General features: G+C 35.6%; 16 protein-coding genes and 1 pseudogene. 6 read left to right on the top strand and 11 right to left on the bottom strand.

What is annotated here, in order from left to right; genetic code table 11:
* Nucleotides 1-320: 320 nt before the first annotated feature.
* From BK583_RS19730 to BK583_RS19710, 5 genes and pseudogenes are all read right to left on the bottom strand, one after another.
* Nucleotides 321-500 carry a hypothetical protein gene (locus tag BK583_RS19730; protein WP_055736587.1) on the bottom strand — a complete coding sequence of 60 codons (180 nt, stop codon included), beginning with the start codon at nucleotides 498-500 and terminating at the stop codon, nucleotides 321-323.
* A gap of 613 nt (nucleotides 501-1,113) precedes the next feature.
* Nucleotides 1,114-1,470, bottom strand: coding sequence for a hypothetical protein (locus BK583_RS19725; RefSeq protein WP_055736588.1), 357 nt, complete (start codon nucleotides 1,468-1,470; stop codon nucleotides 1,114-1,116).
* 13 nt (nucleotides 1,471-1,483) lie between these two features.
* Nucleotides 1,484-3,100: a DUF6792 domain-containing protein gene (locus BK583_RS19720; protein WP_055736589.1), complete on the bottom strand. Its 1,617-nt coding sequence runs from the start codon at nucleotides 3,098-3,100 to the stop codon at nucleotides 1,484-1,486.
* A 12-nt stretch (nucleotides 3,101-3,112) separates the two neighbouring features.
* Nucleotides 3,113-3,712, bottom strand: a complete 600-nt coding sequence (locus BK583_RS19715) for a YvcA-related protein (RefSeq protein ID WP_124741091.1) — start codon at nucleotides 3,710-3,712, stop codon at nucleotides 3,113-3,115.
* Nucleotides 3,713-3,821: 109 nt separating this feature from the next.
* Nucleotides 3,822-4,415, bottom strand: a pseudogene (locus BK583_RS19710) (YvcA-related protein).
* A 1,201-nt stretch (nucleotides 4,416-5,616) separates the two neighbouring features.
* Here BK583_RS19710 and BK583_RS19705 point away from each other — a divergent pair.
* Nucleotides 5,617-5,976, top strand: coding sequence for a hypothetical protein (locus BK583_RS19705; RefSeq protein WP_038475902.1), 360 nt, complete (start codon nucleotides 5,617-5,619; stop codon nucleotides 5,974-5,976).
* A gap of 155 nt (nucleotides 5,977-6,131) precedes the next feature.
* Nucleotides 6,132-7,502: an outer membrane protein assembly factor BamB family protein gene (locus tag BK583_RS19700; protein WP_055736592.1), complete on the top strand. Its 1,371-nt coding sequence runs from the start codon at nucleotides 6,132-6,134 to the stop codon at nucleotides 7,500-7,502.
* Between the two features lie 88 nt (nucleotides 7,503-7,590).
* Here BK583_RS19700 and BK583_RS19695 read toward each other — a convergent pair whose 3' ends face one another.
* The 4 genes from BK583_RS19695 to BK583_RS19680 all read right to left on the bottom strand — a co-directional run bounded on the left by BK583_RS19695 (nucleotide 7,591) and on the right by BK583_RS19680 (nucleotide 10,690).
* On the bottom strand, nucleotides 7,591-8,253 hold the full coding sequence (locus tag BK583_RS19695) for a YvcA-related protein (protein ID WP_139366218.1): 663 nt from the start codon (nucleotides 8,251-8,253) through the stop codon (nucleotides 7,591-7,593).
* A 265-nt stretch (nucleotides 8,254-8,518) separates the two neighbouring features.
* Entirely contained in the window at nucleotides 8,519-9,307 is a 789-nt protein-coding gene (locus BK583_RS19690; protein WP_371836653.1) for an aminoglycoside phosphotransferase family protein, read from the bottom strand.
* Between the two features lie 156 nt (nucleotides 9,308-9,463).
* Nucleotides 9,464-9,895, bottom strand: a complete 432-nt coding sequence (locus tag BK583_RS19685; protein WP_055736594.1) for a hypothetical protein — start codon at nucleotides 9,893-9,895, stop codon at nucleotides 9,464-9,466.
* Between the two features lie 3 nt (nucleotides 9,896-9,898).
* Nucleotides 9,899-10,690 (bottom strand): MerR family transcriptional regulator, encoded by a 792-nt coding sequence (locus tag BK583_RS19680; protein WP_055736595.1) that lies wholly within the window; start codon nucleotides 10,688-10,690, stop codon nucleotides 9,899-9,901.
* Nucleotides 10,691-11,210: 520 nt separating this feature from the next.
* Here BK583_RS19680 and BK583_RS19670 point away from each other — a divergent pair.
* Nucleotides 11,211-12,002 carry a MerR family transcriptional regulator gene (locus BK583_RS19670; RefSeq protein ID WP_236702416.1) on the top strand — a complete coding sequence of 264 codons (792 nt, stop codon included), beginning with the start codon at nucleotides 11,211-11,213 and terminating at the stop codon, nucleotides 12,000-12,002.
* 141 nt (nucleotides 12,003-12,143) lie between these two features.
* Here BK583_RS19670 and BK583_RS19665 read toward each other — a convergent pair whose 3' ends face one another.
* The gene (locus tag BK583_RS19665; RefSeq protein WP_055736597.1) at nucleotides 12,144-12,575 is read right to left on the bottom strand and encodes a DinB family protein; all 432 of its coding nucleotides are present in this window, start codon (nucleotides 12,573-12,575) and stop codon (nucleotides 12,144-12,146) included.
* A 346-nt stretch (nucleotides 12,576-12,921) separates the two neighbouring features.
* Between BK583_RS19665 and BK583_RS19660 the strand changes: the two genes are divergently transcribed.
* From BK583_RS19660 to BK583_RS19655, 3 genes are all read left to right on the top strand, one after another.
* A complete protein-coding gene (locus BK583_RS19660; RefSeq protein ID WP_051667218.1) occupies nucleotides 12,922-13,371 on the top strand; it encodes a GNAT family N-acetyltransferase in 450 nt (149 codons plus the stop codon).
* A gap of 120 nt (nucleotides 13,372-13,491) precedes the next feature.
* Nucleotides 13,492-13,623 (top strand): hypothetical protein, encoded by a 132-nt coding sequence (locus tag BK583_RS21345; RefSeq protein ID WP_269083171.1) that lies wholly within the window; start codon nucleotides 13,492-13,494, stop codon nucleotides 13,621-13,623.
* Between the two features lie 208 nt (nucleotides 13,624-13,831).
* Complete coding sequence (locus BK583_RS19655) at nucleotides 13,832-15,310, top strand: Lsa family ABC-F type ribosomal protection protein (RefSeq protein ID WP_055736598.1); 1,479 nt, start codon at nucleotides 13,832-13,834, stop codon at nucleotides 15,308-15,310.
* A 281-nt stretch (nucleotides 15,311-15,591) separates the two neighbouring features.
* On the opposite strand, the gene BK583_RS19645 is transcribed toward BK583_RS19655, so the two are convergent.
* On the bottom strand, nucleotides 15,592-16,368 hold the full coding sequence (locus BK583_RS19645; protein WP_055736599.1) for a nucleotidyltransferase domain-containing protein: 777 nt from the start codon (nucleotides 16,366-16,368) through the stop codon (nucleotides 15,592-15,594).
* Nucleotides 16,369-16,468: the final 100 nt, after the last annotated feature.

Raw genomic sequence — 16,468 nt, 5'->3', positions numbered from 1 at the left:
AAACCCGGTAAAAATTAATCAACATAAAAAAGGCACCGCCTTAGACCGGTACCTGATGCTGTTCGAGGTTGTTATTTCAAAGTAAATCAAGTTCAGCAATTTGTTCATCTAACCTTAAATTAACTGAACGTGTGGAGTAATCAATTCAACTTTTCATTTCTTTTAAGAAATCTAAGTCTCTTTTGATCAGAAAAATTTCAGTGAGAGTTAGCATATAATCACCCAATCAATGACCTGTGATATTCCCGTTATAAATAAATTTAACCCTTTGAATTAGAGATGACGGAGATTTCACAAGCTTAAAGCTTTACCCTTTGTAATTAGGATTCATGGGTTTTGAGACTGGAAAGAGAAAGGATCGTACCTGAAATTCCTAAACCGATTATTGTAATTAGAAGAACATTGTTGTTTAATAAGGAAAAAGTTGAAGCTGAAAATAGAGTTATAACACTAAGAATGACTGTAAAAACACCTAGACCTAAAAGAAGGTTCTTTTTCATATTTATGCCACCTTCTTCAATTATTAACAATTGTGAGAGTTAAGTGCTAATTAAAAAGTTTATTTCCTTCTTTTTTCTTTACTCTTCTTCTGTTGAACTATTGCAGTGCTCATAAAGCATATGCCAGAAATAAGATAGATGAATTGGAGAAATGAACTGGAGCTGGATAAAAACATTATTCCTCCGAGTAACAAAAATAATGTACCTGCCAGGTAGTATAAGTTGGTTCTCATTTTTAATCACCTCATTAAGCTATACGCAGTTAATTAGAAGAAGTTTCATTAGATAAGAAAAACCCTAAAAAGGTAGGTTTTGTTCTTCTTTTACAGTCCAATGATAAAAAACATCAACTTCTCGTAAAAGCATAGCATTTAGCTTTTTTTGCAGACGCAATAGCTTCATCATATGTGTTAAATCACTTGGGCTGTATTTTAAGGGTTGCGAATACCATTTATATTACGGCAGAGAAAAAAATTAATCCCACCTATAATGGTTTTTTTTTAGTATATTACAGTGATAAAGAGTAAGAAGATTTATTTTGCAGTATGAACAAAATGTATACCCAACCTCTAAAAAAGATACAAGCTCAAGATGCTTGTATACGAATCGGTTGTTATTTCAAGGTAAGCTTTAATGCCTCTTGATCCAACTCTGTGTGAATATCATATTTTTGCTTATGGTAATCGGCAATGTTGTCTGTAAAAGTTGCTGAATGCAACAGGCTTGCTGTGTTTATACTTACATTTTTTACTTCACTTGCTGTTACTAAATCATTTAGACGCTCAAGCAAACTTTTAACAAATTCACCATCTTGGTCTGCAAGTATGGTTTCCGTATGTTTTAATCGAGCTGAAGTGGTATCCATCTTATCTCGAATACGGCTAAGTTTAGTATGGACGTTTTCTTCAAAACTGGATTCATCAAAAGAGAATGTATGTGTACCTACATTTGGATTTAGCCAGTCGAGCATCATGTATACCTCCTTATCGAATTCTTGCAGCTAATGCAACATCAGTATCAAATAACACATCTATTGTTGCTTTATAGGATTCTATTATGCTTTCAAGTTCTCTACTATCTTGTTGATATAGTTCAATCATATGATCTAAGTTTTCATCTACTTGATGACTTAAAGGGTCAAATTCACGCCTAAACGTCACGCCAGTTGGTTTATAAAGTGCATTTTTGCTATAACTATGCCCAGCTTCACTGAGGAAAGCTGCCCAATTGGCTTCTTTGTTGCTCATGAAGCCGTTCAATTTTTCACGGTATTCAAAAGCAAGTTCTGGTACTTCCCATTCACGATAAGAAAGAAGCTCCTGCACAGCTTCGCGCTTTTCCTCTAAAGCCGTTTCTAACGAAAGAAGGGCACTATACAAGATATCTTGGTTAACAAGAATATGTGTACTTGTTCCTGGTTCAAGATGATAAGTAGTTATTTCACCCGTCTTGTACTGTTCAATAAGAGTAGAAATGCTGTGCAAATCGAATTGCTCTCTAGCCGAATAAATGTCCCAAGCCTTGTTAACGAATGCACTATTGGAAAGTACTCCGAAGCCACCGACGACCATGGCCGCACCTGTACCGATACCTAACTGGATTCGTTGATTTGGAGGTAAGCCATTATAAATACCAACTGCTTGACTTTTTGATTCGACAAGCTTGTTATGAACGTCGCCTACCGAATTATTTTTGCCAACGTATCCAAGAAAATTCATTGCGGCGTTTAAAGATTGATTATAGACAAACTTGTCAAAGATGGGTTTGCCAGGCATGAACAGGTTGTGGAAAATCCCTCGATTTCCACTATCAGCCTCAAAAAGGTTTGGGAATTCTGGTGTATTCATATCTCCCACATATTGAATCTTGTTTCCTGCGTAAAATGTATTAGGAATTAGTTGAGGGTAGAGCGGTTCTCCTTTGACGCGAACATGTGTGATGTTCTGAGCCTCGTCGGCGTAAAACTCACGGGCGTGAAGTTCTAGTTGATCATCGGGTAATTTTTCGATATTAGATGTTTCAGCTTGTGAAATTAGAAATCTGTTAAAATCCGCATCAATATTTGCCATTTGTTTCAGGTTAACTGGTGCATCATTTAATCCTCTAACATTACTGAATTCTTTGTTGATTAGAGCCAGGCTTACAATGATATGTCCCCCCAGAGAGTGTCCATCTCCAAACCGTTCTAACGTAGATCTTTCTTCATTTGGAAGCTTTTCCGATAATTTTTTTTCGACATGTTCATAGAATCTCGTTGCATCTAAAATTTGGTCATTAGAGGCACCGGCAGTTACGCCAATTGCATTATAAATAATGTCTTCTGTCTGACTAAGCTCAGTTCCACGAGCTATGTAGTAGATTTCATTGATTTTATCATCTTTGTTATAAACATGAATAGCGGCGCCGTCAAAACCAGAAGGACTGCCTTGTTCACCAAAGAAATCTTTGCTATTACTATTATAAATGCTTATGTCCTCTGGATTGATGTCGGTAATCTCATGTTTAAAAAGCAATTCTTGTACGGTATCTTTAGAGAATATTTCTCCATTTTCATATTGTAACCTTGTCAAGTCATTTCGTAGTTCTAGTGTAAACTCCATCTTCTTCACCTTCTAACGGAATTTAATCTGATTAATAAGTGTCTCGAAGAAAGTTTTCTCTTTTTCAGTTACTATTTCACATGTCGTTTGACCGATGCAATTTAATCGGTAAGAGACGGTCACAGATTTTGTTTCTTCTTTATTTACGACTAACGCAAAATGTTGGTTTGCTTCATGTTCAGATGGGGAAGATGTAATAACTTTTGTACCATCCAATTCTTTATGAGATGAACCGTAATAGATTTTATTTGAGTCGTAATTTATTTCAGTATATTCGTCGTTGAAAGCAAATTCATCAAGAAGCAAATTTAAATCAGTATCTATTAATTGAGGATTTAGTTCCCCAGAATATCTCATTTGTATGTGGCGTTCAATGCCGTTCGAATCTGCGCCGTCTTCATAAAAGTTCAATAGCTCATAGTGGTCTTTTGTTATATACGAGGTGGGTTCACTTTCAAGATAAAAGTTTGCTGGAAACCACATAGAATAGTGCCCGTTTTGTGATTCAAAGAAATGAAATCCTTCATCTGTTTTGATATCTTCTTGTAAGAAGCTGCTTGTAAAGCGGTCACTTAAAGCGATATCATTTGGTTGATTCATTGCTCGTGTCATAAGTATTCCTCCTACTACAAGTAAAAGCGCTACGGCGGAAATAACGATGACTTTTTTCAAAATGACTCCCACCTTTATAATCTGTAATAATTCTAGAATAACGTACAGTCTAATTAAATGAGATGTGTTTAATAAATGTTTCAAAAAAACTTCTTTCTTCTGAATCATTTATTTCGCAACTTCCTCTAGATTCATCTATACAGTTAATGCGAAATATAACGGACAAGAACTGTGTGCTCTCTTTATTTTGTACAAGGGCAAAGTATCGATTAGCATGACTTTAATCTGGATTAGAGATAACAGCTTCTTTTCCATCCATTGTAATATTGGAAGGACCGAAAAATATATTTGTATTTTCTGTGATCAATTCTTCATAGTTTCTTTCAAAAGCAAAATCATCTAATAATCTTTTTAGTGTGATATCAGATGATTCTTGATCACTCATGCCTTGATACCTTATTTGGAAGGATCTTTCCAATCCACTATCAGTATAGCTGGATTCAAAAAAATTCATCAACTCATGGTTGTCCTTACTAATGTAAAGGGGGGGTTCTTTTTCTAGATAAAAGTTTTTTGGAAACCATAATGTATACTGTCCGTTTCCAGACCTAAAAAAATGAAAGCCTTCACTTGTATCGATGTCCTCTTGGATGAAGCTGCTTGTGAAATTGTCTTTTAATGCTATATCGCCTTGTTGCCCCATACCTCTAACCAAAAATATCCCTCCTAAAATGATGAGGAGTGCTAAAGCGGATATAATAAATGCCTTCTTCATTGCTTTATCAACCCTTGTGATTAATTCTTTGTTACGAAATTAGGTAAAGTGTTAGTATTCAATATACAAAACTCACTTTCGTGATACAAATAAACAAAAGTTGTTATCGGTATTAATTCGTTCAAAGCTTTTATCTCTCTCCAACTTAGAAAGAGAGTTAGTGTTAGTCTTCAATTATATAGGAAAATTTGGAATTAGACTATAATTAATGAGTGGAAAATGGAGTAGAATTGGGATTTTTATAATTATTGAGTCAATATAAGAGAATTTGATAGCACCGCATGTTTTAATGGCAAAAAGGATCTAAAACCTTCTTGGTTTCTCTACTTTAAATGAATCTACATGTCCGCAATTACCACAGAATGTGGCAATAAGGTTGGAACTAGCTAGAAACCGAGTGATTCTGGCGTAACCAGAGAGTTTTCCTGTTTTTTCTTTCGTACTACCGCATTCGGTACATTTGAAATCAGACATTCATACCACCTCACTTTTAACAGTATTTACGTTAAAAACGAGCAAAGGTTCCCAATCAAATAAGCGAATGACTACTTACAGCGCCTGCATAGCTACATCATCTTCGGTAAAAGCACGTTCATAAATAACTGATAACCTAAGATGCCAATGGATAAGCCTACTGCAAAAATGATGAGTGCTTTTCGTTTTGTTGACATTTTTAAATCACCTCCTGCACAAAGGTATGATCAAATCTACGACTGCTTATCCACCTGGTAAGAGTTAGAAGGTCAATGAGACCAAAAGAAAAAAGCCTTAAAAAAAAGCTTTATTTTTTCTCGAGTTCAGCTACTCTTTTTTGTAGATTTTCAATGTTTTGATCTCGCTTTGCAATGCTAGACATAGTAAAAGCAGACATTGCAACAGCACCTGCAGCTATGGCGAAAGCTATAATGCTTATAGTATCGATTTTAAATCACCTCAATTCGGAATGTTGAATGGTTTCATAGTAACATATTTTTTCTTAATTGAATGAAAATCTAGTGGAATTCTGTCGCTAGGAGCGAAATTGATAAATTACTAAGCGAACTATGCTTGAAAATGGGCTGTTCATATTCATATTAAGTAGAAGATTAATGTAAAACTCATATTATATGAAAGAAAGGGGGGTATGACAATGAAGAATGAAAAAGCATTACTAGATTATATATCGCTGGCTAGAACGTATAGCGATTCACAGGAAAGAGGTGATTTTACAAAAAGCAATAAAGCAGCTGATCGTTTAAGAAACATGATGAAAAAAATACAAAGTGATCCATTAATGGCTAAACAGATGATTGATAGTTTAATGACTCATACTGATCCCAATGTGCTTACATGGACGAGTATTCTGGCTTTTGATATGAACTATCGTAAAAAAGAATTCGCACACATTTTAAAATCTATTGCTAAAGACAAATCAATAGGCATGCAGCAGCTTGAGGCTGAAATGGTACTTAAAGAAATTTATCATATCCATTTTCTATCGAAACATTAGTTAATTCCTAAGGTAGTACAATCTTATTTAATAAAATAAATGATGATTTCCCAGTGTGACCAAAAAGTGAACATAAAAATTTCTCAAATAGGGTAAAGAACCATTGGTCCTAAAACATAATTTTAAAATTTTATCGCATGAAGGAGGAATTTATTTTGCAAAAAGCACTGAAAGTAGTAATAGTTGCATCAATGACTTTAACGCTTTTAATAGCTTGTAGCAATGATGAAAACGCTTCTTCTGATTCAACTGATTCAGAAGAACTGACAGAGGAACAAGTAGGAAGTACCGAAGGCTTACCAGAAAGAAGAGATTTTGATTCGGATGTTGAAGAAGATGGGGAAGATATTGACGAAGATGAAGAGTCTTTAAACCAGCCTACATCTTCAGAAGTTCTCGTGCATTTTGATGATGTTGAGCTAATTGATTTTGACGATATTGATGATAATTATGCAAAGACCATTTCTCAAGAAGGAGGCATTGATAATGTCGTTTACTATGGAGATAATGAATTGCTAACAAGTGAATTCGGTAAAGGTGCTTACCTTTATGACATAAATGAAGGTGATACCGTTTGGCAGGATACCTATTTTCACACTAATGGTTACCTCAAATATCGTAATAATTTGCTTTATACGAATAATATGGAAGGAGAGATTGCAGCAGTAGATATATGGACTGGAGAAACACAACGTACATATGCATACCGAACGGAAGAAGATGGGGCAGCCATCCCTACTAACATTTTTATCTTTGATTCATTGTTGGCTATTAACTTTGAACAGATGTTAAAGGTTTACGATCTTGAGACTACCGAGCAGTTATGGGAGATTGAATTTAGTACCCATTCCAATTTCTTAGAAGTTGATAACTTGTTGATGTTTGAAACGTTTGATTCAGATGTTGTCGCATTAAATAAAGACACTGGTGAGGAAGAATGGCGAATTAACGAGCCAAATTCTTATTCTTCAGGGGGCGGAGAACAACCGTTTGTAATGGACGATACACTTTACATCTTTAGCGAAAACTTTGCCGATACATTTAAGCTAGAGCTCTATGATTTAACGACTCAAAACAAGAAAGATTCAGTTGAGTTAGATGGACGTTTTTTTGCGCGTGAAGAACCGGTTGTAGCAGAAGAAACCATATTCTACAGTAGCAATACGGATTATACGAATGGAGACATTGTTGCATTAGAAAAAAGTTTAGATCAAGAACGTTGGCGCATTGGGAGTGAAGGGTATATAAAACAACAATTGCTTTATGACAATGGTTTTTTATATGTGATTGTTAAACCCGATGGAGAGTACGGTGAACTTTCTCATCTAGTTGTTATAGAAGAAGAAAGTGGAGACATCGTTCTAAGAACTGAGATAGGAAGATTTGAACGTTCTATGGCACAACATCCAGAAGAAAATGCTTATATAGATAATGGGAAGCTTCATATTTTTTTAAGTGAAGGTGGAAACAAAGGTAGCTTTCGTATTTACGAACCAACAGGAGAAATTAATCGGTCATTTGATTAATGGGGAAGAAGAAAAGTCGCCGTTCGGCTGCTTTTCTTTTTTCTATGGATTCATTATTTTCTGGTGTAAACTCCATCTTTTTCACCTTCTAACGGAATTCAATGTGATTAATAAATGTTTCAAAAAAACTTTCTTCTTTTTTTGTATCAATTTTACAAGTCGCTTGTTCAAGACAGTTTAAGCGATAAGTAATAGATATTAATCTAGTCTCATCATGATTAACAACCAATGCAAAGTAACGATTAGCTTCGTGTTCAGATGGAGATAAAGTGACAACGTCTGTTCCCTCCACTTTTTTATATGACGAACCATAGAAGATTTGGTTGGTATCGTTAGTTAGTTCAGTATGCTCTCCTTCATAAGAAGAATCATCAAGAAGGAGATGTAAATGGGTTTGTGCTGCGCCTGAGGTTCTTTCTCCTATATATCTGATTTGAAAGTGCCTCTCAATCCCATTTGTATCTGATTCGTTTTCAAAAAAATTAAGTTTTTCGTTATGCTCTTTACTTAAATAAGAAGAAGATTCATCTTGAAGATAAAAACCCTCTGGATACCACATAGAATAGTGCCCGTTTTGTGATTCAAAGAAATGAAATCCTTCATCTGTTTTGATATCTTCTTGTAAGAAGCTACTTGTAAACCGGTCACTTAAAGCGATATCATTTGGTTGACCTATACCTCTAACCAAAAATACCCCTCCTAGCAAGACGAGAAGTGCTAAAGCTGAACTAATAAGATATGTTTTCTTCATTACTTTATCACCCTTGCGGTATTGCTCAATTTTCACTTTATCCCTAAATGGAGGCTCAGAGTTAGTTTTAATTATATAGAATAATTTGGAACTAAACCATAATTAGTGAAGTGATGAATGGGTGAATTGAGCGAGAAAAATTTGGTACTACATTCATTGATTTTCAAACTGTAACATCTTATTACTTTGATTTTAAGTGGTTGCTGCATAAAAAAGAGCTCACCTTATTTCGGTAAAGCTCTAGTTATTTGAGCAAGAAATTTTTTTACATCCACTCTTTTCCATGTTCACGAATAAATGTAATGTCCTTTTCATAATGTTCAAGGTGTCCTTCATCGATCATTTGCTGAAATGCTGTATCACCTTCAGCGGCTTTTCTTTTTAAGGTTTTGCATAATCCTTCTAATCGGAGCAACACCATTTTTATGATTTCTTTTCCTATACCCTCAATACCATAGGATTGAAAAAATAGTGCAACCCGTTGTTTTATACGGTCGGCATCTTTTAAGGGATCATAGTAAACTACCTCACCTGTTTCAGTAGGGTAAAGTCTACTTAAAGGAACGCAAGTGTACAGAGTATAGGCTATATCCCAAAGTCTTGGACCAGGAGCAGCCATATCAAAATCAATAATACCTATGGGCTTTCCGTGGTTGAAAATAATGTTATAGATAGCAAAATCATTGTGACATATGACTTCAAATGGCTGAGGGGTGTTATCAATTGGTTGCCAACTTTCTTCGATTGGAAAATTAGTCACGGCATGATGATAGCGACTAAGCATTTTCGCTATCGCTTTTAAAGCATTATTAGACCACATGTACTTTTTGGGAGGATAATTCCCGGTTGTTCCTTCAATAAATGATAAAATCTCTCTATCTTTTTCATCAATACCTAGAAATTTCGGTGCATACTCAAACCCTTGATTTTCCAAATGCTGAAGTAACGTATGGATTTTAACACTATCGGGCTTTAATCCTCTTCGAACCGTATCTCCTAAACGATATACATTTGAGACATTTCCGCCTGTTAATAACTCTTCGTTTTCGTTCAATTCAATCTCCCTCCAAAACTTAGGAACGATGTATTTTTTACTCATTACTAAAAGCACATATACTAATGAGTGGAACGTGCTTTAAACCCCTGATAAATAATAAGTTGATCCCTGTTCAATGTTTCACGATAAATTGATAGGAGTCTTCAAAGAATTTTAATGATAGGACAATATATTATCAATGAACTTGTTCTCACAAGCAGCTGTTGCTGATGATCCTTCGCTATGGTGAGTAGCCACTTCTTTTCCATCGTATAAAATTTTACAGGATATCCAATCGCCATCTTCTCCAGCGGTAGCTTTAACGGTGGTTGAACTGATTGGAAATGCTGTGTCAGTGGAGATGACAAACGTTTTTGAATAAGGAATCTCGATAGATGCTTCGGTAACGGTTTGAGGGTCATTTCGACTAGTAATGTCTACCTCCAATTCAGAGGCATACGAAGCGTCACTTTCAATGATCACTTCTATGATTAATCCCTCATTTTCAATCGGTTGGCTACTATCCTCCTCCTGCTCAGCTACTTTACATGAAGTAAGAGTAATACTTACACTTATTAGTAAAAAGGAAAGAAGCTTAGACTTCATTCATTATGTCTCCTTTCGTTCTTTATTTTTGAGTCTTGTCTTTTCATAGTAGTGAAACATTTTATCCATATAAGCGGTTACTTCTGTATTCATCCCAAGTACCAGTTCATTATCGCTAGAAGGGTCTAATAGTTCCCAATAAAAATTCATAAGTTCCTCATCGCCTTCAAACAATTCTAGTGATTGTGTATAAAGAGAGTGAGCTATTTGTTGGACCTCATTCGATCTCGGGTCTTTGTGCAAAATGGCTCGAACATCGTTGAAACTAGATAGTAGGTCCTCTAGTCTAGGATCGTCACTACCGATAACAGGTAGTCTATCAAGGATCCCCTTTTGTTCTTCTGTAATAGCTAATGCTTCATCAAATTGAGCTGGTATAACCCCATTAACCAAAGTTCTTCTATTTAAATCTTCTATAATGTCAAGCATTTCTTGTGGTTCCAGATGTCCTTTTAATTTAATAACGTGTATCGTTGCATTTAAATAGTATTGTAATCGGCTTAATCTCTCTTTTTCGGCTTCAATGAATGTAACTTGCTCCGATAAAGAATGAATCCATGTTTGATTTTCTGTAGCCCGACTGTCAGAGTCGAGAAGTCTCTTTATTTGCTCTAACGTATACCCAATTGATTTTAATAACAAAATTCTTTGTAATTGCGAAATGGCTTTTTCATCATAATACCTATACCCATTATCTTTTATTAAAGAAGGCTTTAAGATACCTACATCTTCGTAATGATAGAGTGCTTTCTTACTGACACCCATTCTTTTAGCTAATTGTCCAATTTTTATCATGTTGCCATCCTCCATACTGTGATTATAAACAATGACGTTAAGGGAATAGTCAATCGTTGTTTTATTTATTCAAGTTTTAAGGTGCAAAATCAATCGTTCCAGTGAACAATAAAATGATCCAAAGTGCAATGAAAATGGGAAAGAATGAGGGAAACGATTGGGATGAGTTTTTTATCAGACTTAATAAGGGAAATGGGTGAAAGCGTAACACCAATGGCAGTAAGGGCAAAGACAATGTAGTCACCGTACGTGCCAATCATGACGATTCTGTAGGCGCTACAAAAGTGAAACACATACAAGCTATACCAATGATGAATGCGCTATACGTTAGGTTTTCTAGAGTAAAAATAGTTTTTGATTTCATACAATAGAACCTCCCTCAGGATCGTATGTTTAGAATAGCATTAATTGAATGACAATAAACGGTTTTTTCCAGCTAAAATGATCTCAAATAAATACTTGCTATTGACGTAACGTCAGGTGTTAGAGTCTAAATAGAAAGGGAGTGAAGGTAGTGACAATGGAAAGAAAATACTCGATTGGGGAATTTGCAAAACTGACGGGAATGACTGAGCGAACGCTGCGACACTATGATCAAACAGGGATATTGAAACCTGCTGAATTGACGGAATATGGGCATCGCGTTTATAACAACCGTTCCATTATCCAGCTGCAGAAAATACTGGTGTTAAAGTTTTTGGATTTATCACTAGGAGATATTTTAGCGTATGTGGAAAGCCCAGAACAAGATTTAGCACAGACAATGGTCGAACAGAAAGAAATGCTGTTGGAAAAACAAAAGCAGATTGATACGGTTATACAAACCATGACTCGTGTGCAAGAAACCGTTTCTGGGGCAGATTCTGTCGATCAAGAATTATTGCTTGTCCTTATTCATGCCTTGAAAAATGAAGAGGTACGACAACGCTGGTTAAGTGAACATGAGTCTGATTCAGTGTATAATAGGCTCCACTCTCATACAGCGGAACTTGAGTTGGGTAAAGAAATGACGATCTGGGCTAGCAAAATGAAACAATTTATTCACGCAGGTAAAGAGCCTAGTGATCCTGACGTTTTAGCACATACTAAAGCCTTGTTATCAACTTTAAAGCCAGAAGTTGAGCCCCTTTTAGACAAAGAAACAAGTGAGGAACTTAAGAAGGGAGAAGGTTCTTTATTTAAGTCTAATCCTTATTTATTTCCAAGTGCGTTTAACAAGGAGGAGGAACTATTTATAGAAAAGGTTATTCATGAACTGATCCTCAGTAACGTGCCCGGTAATCAGAAAGGTGATAAGAACGGATTTCTTTAGTTGAATGAGAAGCATACCTTTTTTTATCGGGTATGTTTTTTCATTTGGGTTAGTTCATCTAGTTCTCATCGATAGCCCAAAAGTGAAGGGGGTTTGAATCAATAGATCATTTGGTATTGGGGAATGAGCAACCAGAAAAACTTAAAGATGCCAGTCGGTTACCCATGTTTCTGGTAACTTAATTCCGTTTGCCTTAAGTGCGATTGAAAATTGTCCTTGATGTATTCCCTCATGTTGTACAGCTGTACTATAGACCTCATCCAGAGTTATTTCACTTCCATTAAATGTTATGTGTTTGTAGTAGCACGTTTTGAAATTCTCTAGTAGGGCTGCGCAACTGTTTTTTAATTCTAATTGTACATTAAGTTTTGTGGATGGAAGACTACCCGGAAATGAAATGTTGCCATACTTTAATCCTTCACAATAGACGTTGCGTACTCTAATCATATGGATAAATAATTTTCGCAAGCTACCTAATTCTTCTAGTAAGGATACATCCCAATGTTTTTTATCAATTGAATAAGCTAATTCATTCGTCATTTTCATAGCGTATTCTAGGCCATCTGTCTTCATTTTAGCACTCCTTCGTTCTTACTTTTTTTGCATACAGTGGTCTATCATAAGGCATTGATGCATACGACTAACTATTGTTTTCTATTCGCATATAAAGATACCTTTTAATTCTAAATTATTTTTTGAAAAATAATCAGTGCATTTACTGAAAAGGCGCTTTTACAGAAGTAGTATTTAGATAACAAATAGGGAGATAAAGAACGTTAGGATTAAGTGACGACAGTTTATAATAGAGAGAAACGATTTGTGCTTAAGGAGTAATGAGACATCGATTGACTTGGCTCAATCATTAAATTTAGTAAACACTAGAAGTTAAAATCGATAGTGAAGAAAGAGGTTTTTAAAATTGCGAGTAGCTGTTCTAAATAAGCATGATTTTGTGGAAATGAGAATGCTTTTCCTAGATGTATTTACGAATGAACCATGGTTTGACAAATGGAGTAGCGAAGAACAGTTAAATGCATATATGAGAGATTTAACAGAGAATACGAATTCCCTATCTCTGGCACTTTACGACGAAAATGACGTTCTCATTGGTTGCTCCTTAGGTTATGTGTTTAATTGGTGGGAAGGGCGAGAGTACTTTATTAAAGAATTCTTTGTGTCAAGAAAGGAACAAAATCAGGGCGTCGGTAGTGCATTTCTAGAGTTAATGGATTCGAAATTAAAGGCTAACGGAATGAAATATATCACGTTAAACACAGAAAAAAATGTCCCAGCTTATCGTTTTTATCAAAAAAACAGATTTTCTGTTTCAAGCGACTCTGTTTTTATGGTTAAAAGACTCTCTGAATAACGGATATGTATAGGATACGTTTTGTTGAGTAAAGTGAATTATAAAAAAGTACCTTTACATGACCGATGTAACATGTTATGTTTCGTACTACTGAATAGTCGTGAAATGGAGGTGAAAGCAATGTTAACTGTTTTTAGGATTTTATATGGAATTAATGTAAAAATTGGAAAAGGTGTAGCAGGAAACGGGAGAAGTCTGCCTTTTTTTACATCATATTTCTTACAAAAACAGTTATCGGCGCTTCATTTCTAAACCAACTACATTTTCCTTTCACGACTCAATTTTTGCTCACGCAGGTTGGGTCAATCAAAGGTAAATGTAGTTGTAAGGTAAGACACCGATGATTGGATCGGTGTCTTTTTATGTGGGAAATAAATGATAAGGTTTGGCTATCTCCTTTTTAACGCATGCGCACTTTGAGTGTCGGAAGTAAAAAATGTAAGTAAAAGGGATGATAAATATGTCAGTTATACACGTACAAAATGTAACGTTTTCTTATCCAAGTCATTTTGATCCGATCTTTGACGATGTAAGCTTTCAAATTAATACAGATTGGAAGCTTGGATTTATCGGGAGAAACGGTAGGGGGAAAACAACATTCTTCCACTTACTGCAGGGTAAGTTTGAATACAGTGGGAGAATTGATGCGTCCGTTGAATTTAACTATTTTCCTTATGAAGTACAAGATAAAAGAAAATGGACACACGTCGTTTTAGAGGAAATCTGTCCCAAAGCAGAGGATTGGGAATTCCTTCGCGAAATAGCGTATTTAGGTGTTGATGCAGAGGTGATGTATCGACCATTTGAAACGTTATCGAATGGGGAACAAACAAAGGTATTACTTGCGGCACTTTTCTTGAATGAGGGTCAATTTTTACTAATTGACGAACCGACAAATCATTTAGATACGGAAGCCCGTAAACTTGTTTCGACTTACTTGAAGAAGAAAAAAGGGTTTATATTGATCTCTCATGATCGGCATTTTTTAGATGGTTGCGTGGACCATATCTTATCTATAAATCGATCTGATATTGAGGTGCAAAGTGGGAACTATTCTTCTTGGAAATTAAACTTCGATCGACAACAGGAACATGAACTGGCCACTAACGACAGATTGCAAAAAGATATAGGAAGATTAAAGCATTCCTCCAAACGTTCTGCTGGATGGTCTAACCAAGTAGAGGCTTCAAAAAATGGAACGACGAACGCTGGCTCTAAATTAGATAAAGGGTTTGTTGGACACAAGGCAGCTAAGATGATGAAACGAGCAAAGAATATAGAGGCGAGACAGCAAAAAGCCATTAACGAAAAGTCGAAGCTCTTAAAAAACATTGAAACAGTGGATTCTTTAAAGTTAGAGCCATTAGCATACAAGAATAAAGACATCATTCAAGTAACAGATGTGTCGGTTCTATATGACCACCAAGTTGTAAATGAACCGATTAGTTTTACGATTCAACAAGGGGATCGTATTTTACTGGATGGCAAGAATGGAAGTGGAAAAAGTAGTGTGTTAAAGCTGATTTTAGGTGAAGCCATACAGTATAAAGGAACTGTAACAAAAGGGTCTAACTTACGGATTTCTTACGTTCAGCAAGACACTTCTGGTTTAAAGGGAATGCTTTCTGACTTTATTGAAAAGCATCGTCTTGATGAAACCTTATTCAAATCGATTTTACGGAAAATGGATTTTGAACGGGGTCAGTTTGAGAAGGAGATCAGTAACTATTCAGGTGGACAAAAAAAGAAACTGTTAATCGCTAAAAGTTTATGTGAAAAAGCACATCTATACATTTGGGATGAACCATTGAACTTTATTGACATCTATTCACGAATGCAAATCGAAGCGTTACTAGAGGAATTTTGTCCTACCATGTTGTTTGTTGAACATGATAAGTCTTTTCAGCAGTCCATTGCGACAAAAGTTATCTCCATGTAAGTGAAAGAATCAGCACAGGAGGGGAAGAAAAGAACCCCTCCTTTCTTACTTCTCTGTTAGTCGTTTATAGGTTAACTGCTTTTATTTTATTCCCTGTTGAACCATCTGTATTTTTAGTGAAATCAGGATGATCACCCTTTTTTATGTATTCATAAAGGTAGACTCATTGAAACCGTTCGTATGGTAAATCCCATTTTCTCATAAAGCTTTATAGCATCATTTCCTAAAAAGGCACTTAAATAAGAGAGCTTCCCTTGTTTAGTAAGGTAAGCTCTTTAATCTTAAGAAGTGTGGCGTTTTTCGTACCATAGCTTATAGGCTTGAAGTAATGAAAGGAGTGTAGAGGAATCGACTGTTTTCATTTTATATACATAGTGAAGTTCTTGAATGACGAAATCATTGGGAAAATAGGCTTCCAAAATTCTTAGTTGATTTTGTATGGTGGTTGCCCAACTTTGATCCTCCACATTTATTGTTAAATAGGCACCGCGTATCATTTTCTTAATCATGCTTTGCTTAACTAATGCTGAAGTTACAGTCCCGCTTTTTAATGTATCCATAAACTGATTGACTTGCGGTATAAGATCTTTATTTAACGAGTTGCTGATTTGCTTAGTAGGTTTCATCATAGGGAATTGAAGGGAGAGGTCTTCTCCATGTATACAACAACAGACGTGTTTTAGCCAAAATCCCCACTCATGGTAGTGATCGGAGTGCAGGGCTTCTTTTACCAATCCCATATCGTAATCAACTTTTGTTAGTTGCTTATATTTTTTTACTAGTTGGTGTGTTTCTGCATAAAGTCTATTTTTGGTGTTTGAACTAATAGGAGAATACAAGATAACGGTTAAGTCTAAATCTGATTTAAAAAGGATGGCTTCCCCTCGTGCAACACTTCCATACACATAAATGCTATGTACGTTTTCCCCTAAACAACTTTGTAGTAATTGCAGTACGGTGTGTAGTAGAGGCTTGATATGGTGTTGTAATTTATTTATATGAGTCGGGTTCAGGATATACCCGTTTTGGTCAGTACCTATTCTAGTTGGCCATTTCATACGCTTACCCCTTTGCAATTAGCAGTACATTCTCTACTTACTATTACAACGTTTTACTTTATTATAAGCCATATGTAAACCGTAATATCCGAAAAGTGGC

Source organism: Shouchella oshimensis (genome assembly GCF_002019765.1).
GTDB classification, from domain to species: Bacteria; Bacillota; Bacilli; order Bacillales; family Bacillaceae_D; genus Shouchella; species Shouchella oshimensis.
Note: the sequence above shows the minus strand (reverse complement) of the source record. Positions and strands in the feature narration are given on the sequence as shown.

Bases quoted from the DNA above. Each gene is read 5' to 3' on its own strand.
- BK583_RS19645 (WP_055736599.1), bottom strand. From the start codon at position 16,368: ATGAAATGGCCAACTAGAATAGGTACTGACCAAAACGGGTATATCCTG.
- BK583_RS19705 (WP_038475902.1), top strand. From the start codon at position 5,617: ATGAAGAATGAAAAAGCATTACTAGATTATATATCGCTGGCTAGAACG.
- BK583_RS21345 (WP_269083171.1), top strand. From the start codon at position 13,492: ATGTTAACTGTTTTTAGGATTTTATATGGAATTAATGTAAAAATTGGA.
- BK583_RS19680 (WP_055736595.1), bottom strand. From the start codon at position 10,690: ATGATAAAAATTGGACAATTAGCTAAAAGAATGGGTGTCAGTAAGAAA.
- BK583_RS19670 (WP_236702416.1), top strand. From the start codon at position 11,211: ATGGAAAGAAAATACTCGATTGGGGAATTTGCAAAACTGACGGGAATG.
- BK583_RS19720 (WP_055736589.1), bottom strand. From the start codon at position 3,100: ATGGAGTTTACACTAGAACTACGAAATGACTTGACAAGGTTACAATAT.
- BK583_RS19695 (WP_139366218.1), bottom strand. From the start codon at position 8,253: ATGAAGAAAACATATCTTATTAGTTCAGCTTTAGCACTTCTCGTCTTG.
- BK583_RS19655 (WP_055736598.1), top strand. From the start codon at position 13,832: ATGTCAGTTATACACGTACAAAATGTAACGTTTTCTTATCCAAGTCAT.
- BK583_RS19715 (WP_124741091.1), bottom strand. From the start codon at position 3,712: ATGACACGAGCAATGAATCAACCAAATGATATCGCTTTAAGTGACCGC.
- BK583_RS19725 (WP_055736588.1), bottom strand. From the start codon at position 1,470: ATGCTCGACTGGCTAAATCCAAATGTAGGTACACATACATTCTCTTTT.
- BK583_RS19730 (WP_055736587.1), bottom strand. From the start codon at position 500: ATGAAAAAGAACCTTCTTTTAGGTCTAGGTGTTTTTACAGTCATTCTT.
- BK583_RS19665 (WP_055736597.1), bottom strand. From the start codon at position 12,575: ATGAAGACAGATGGCCTAGAATACGCTATGAAAATGACGAATGAATTA.
- BK583_RS19685 (WP_055736594.1), bottom strand. From the start codon at position 9,895: ATGAAGTCTAAGCTTCTTTCCTTTTTACTAATAAGTGTAAGTATTACT.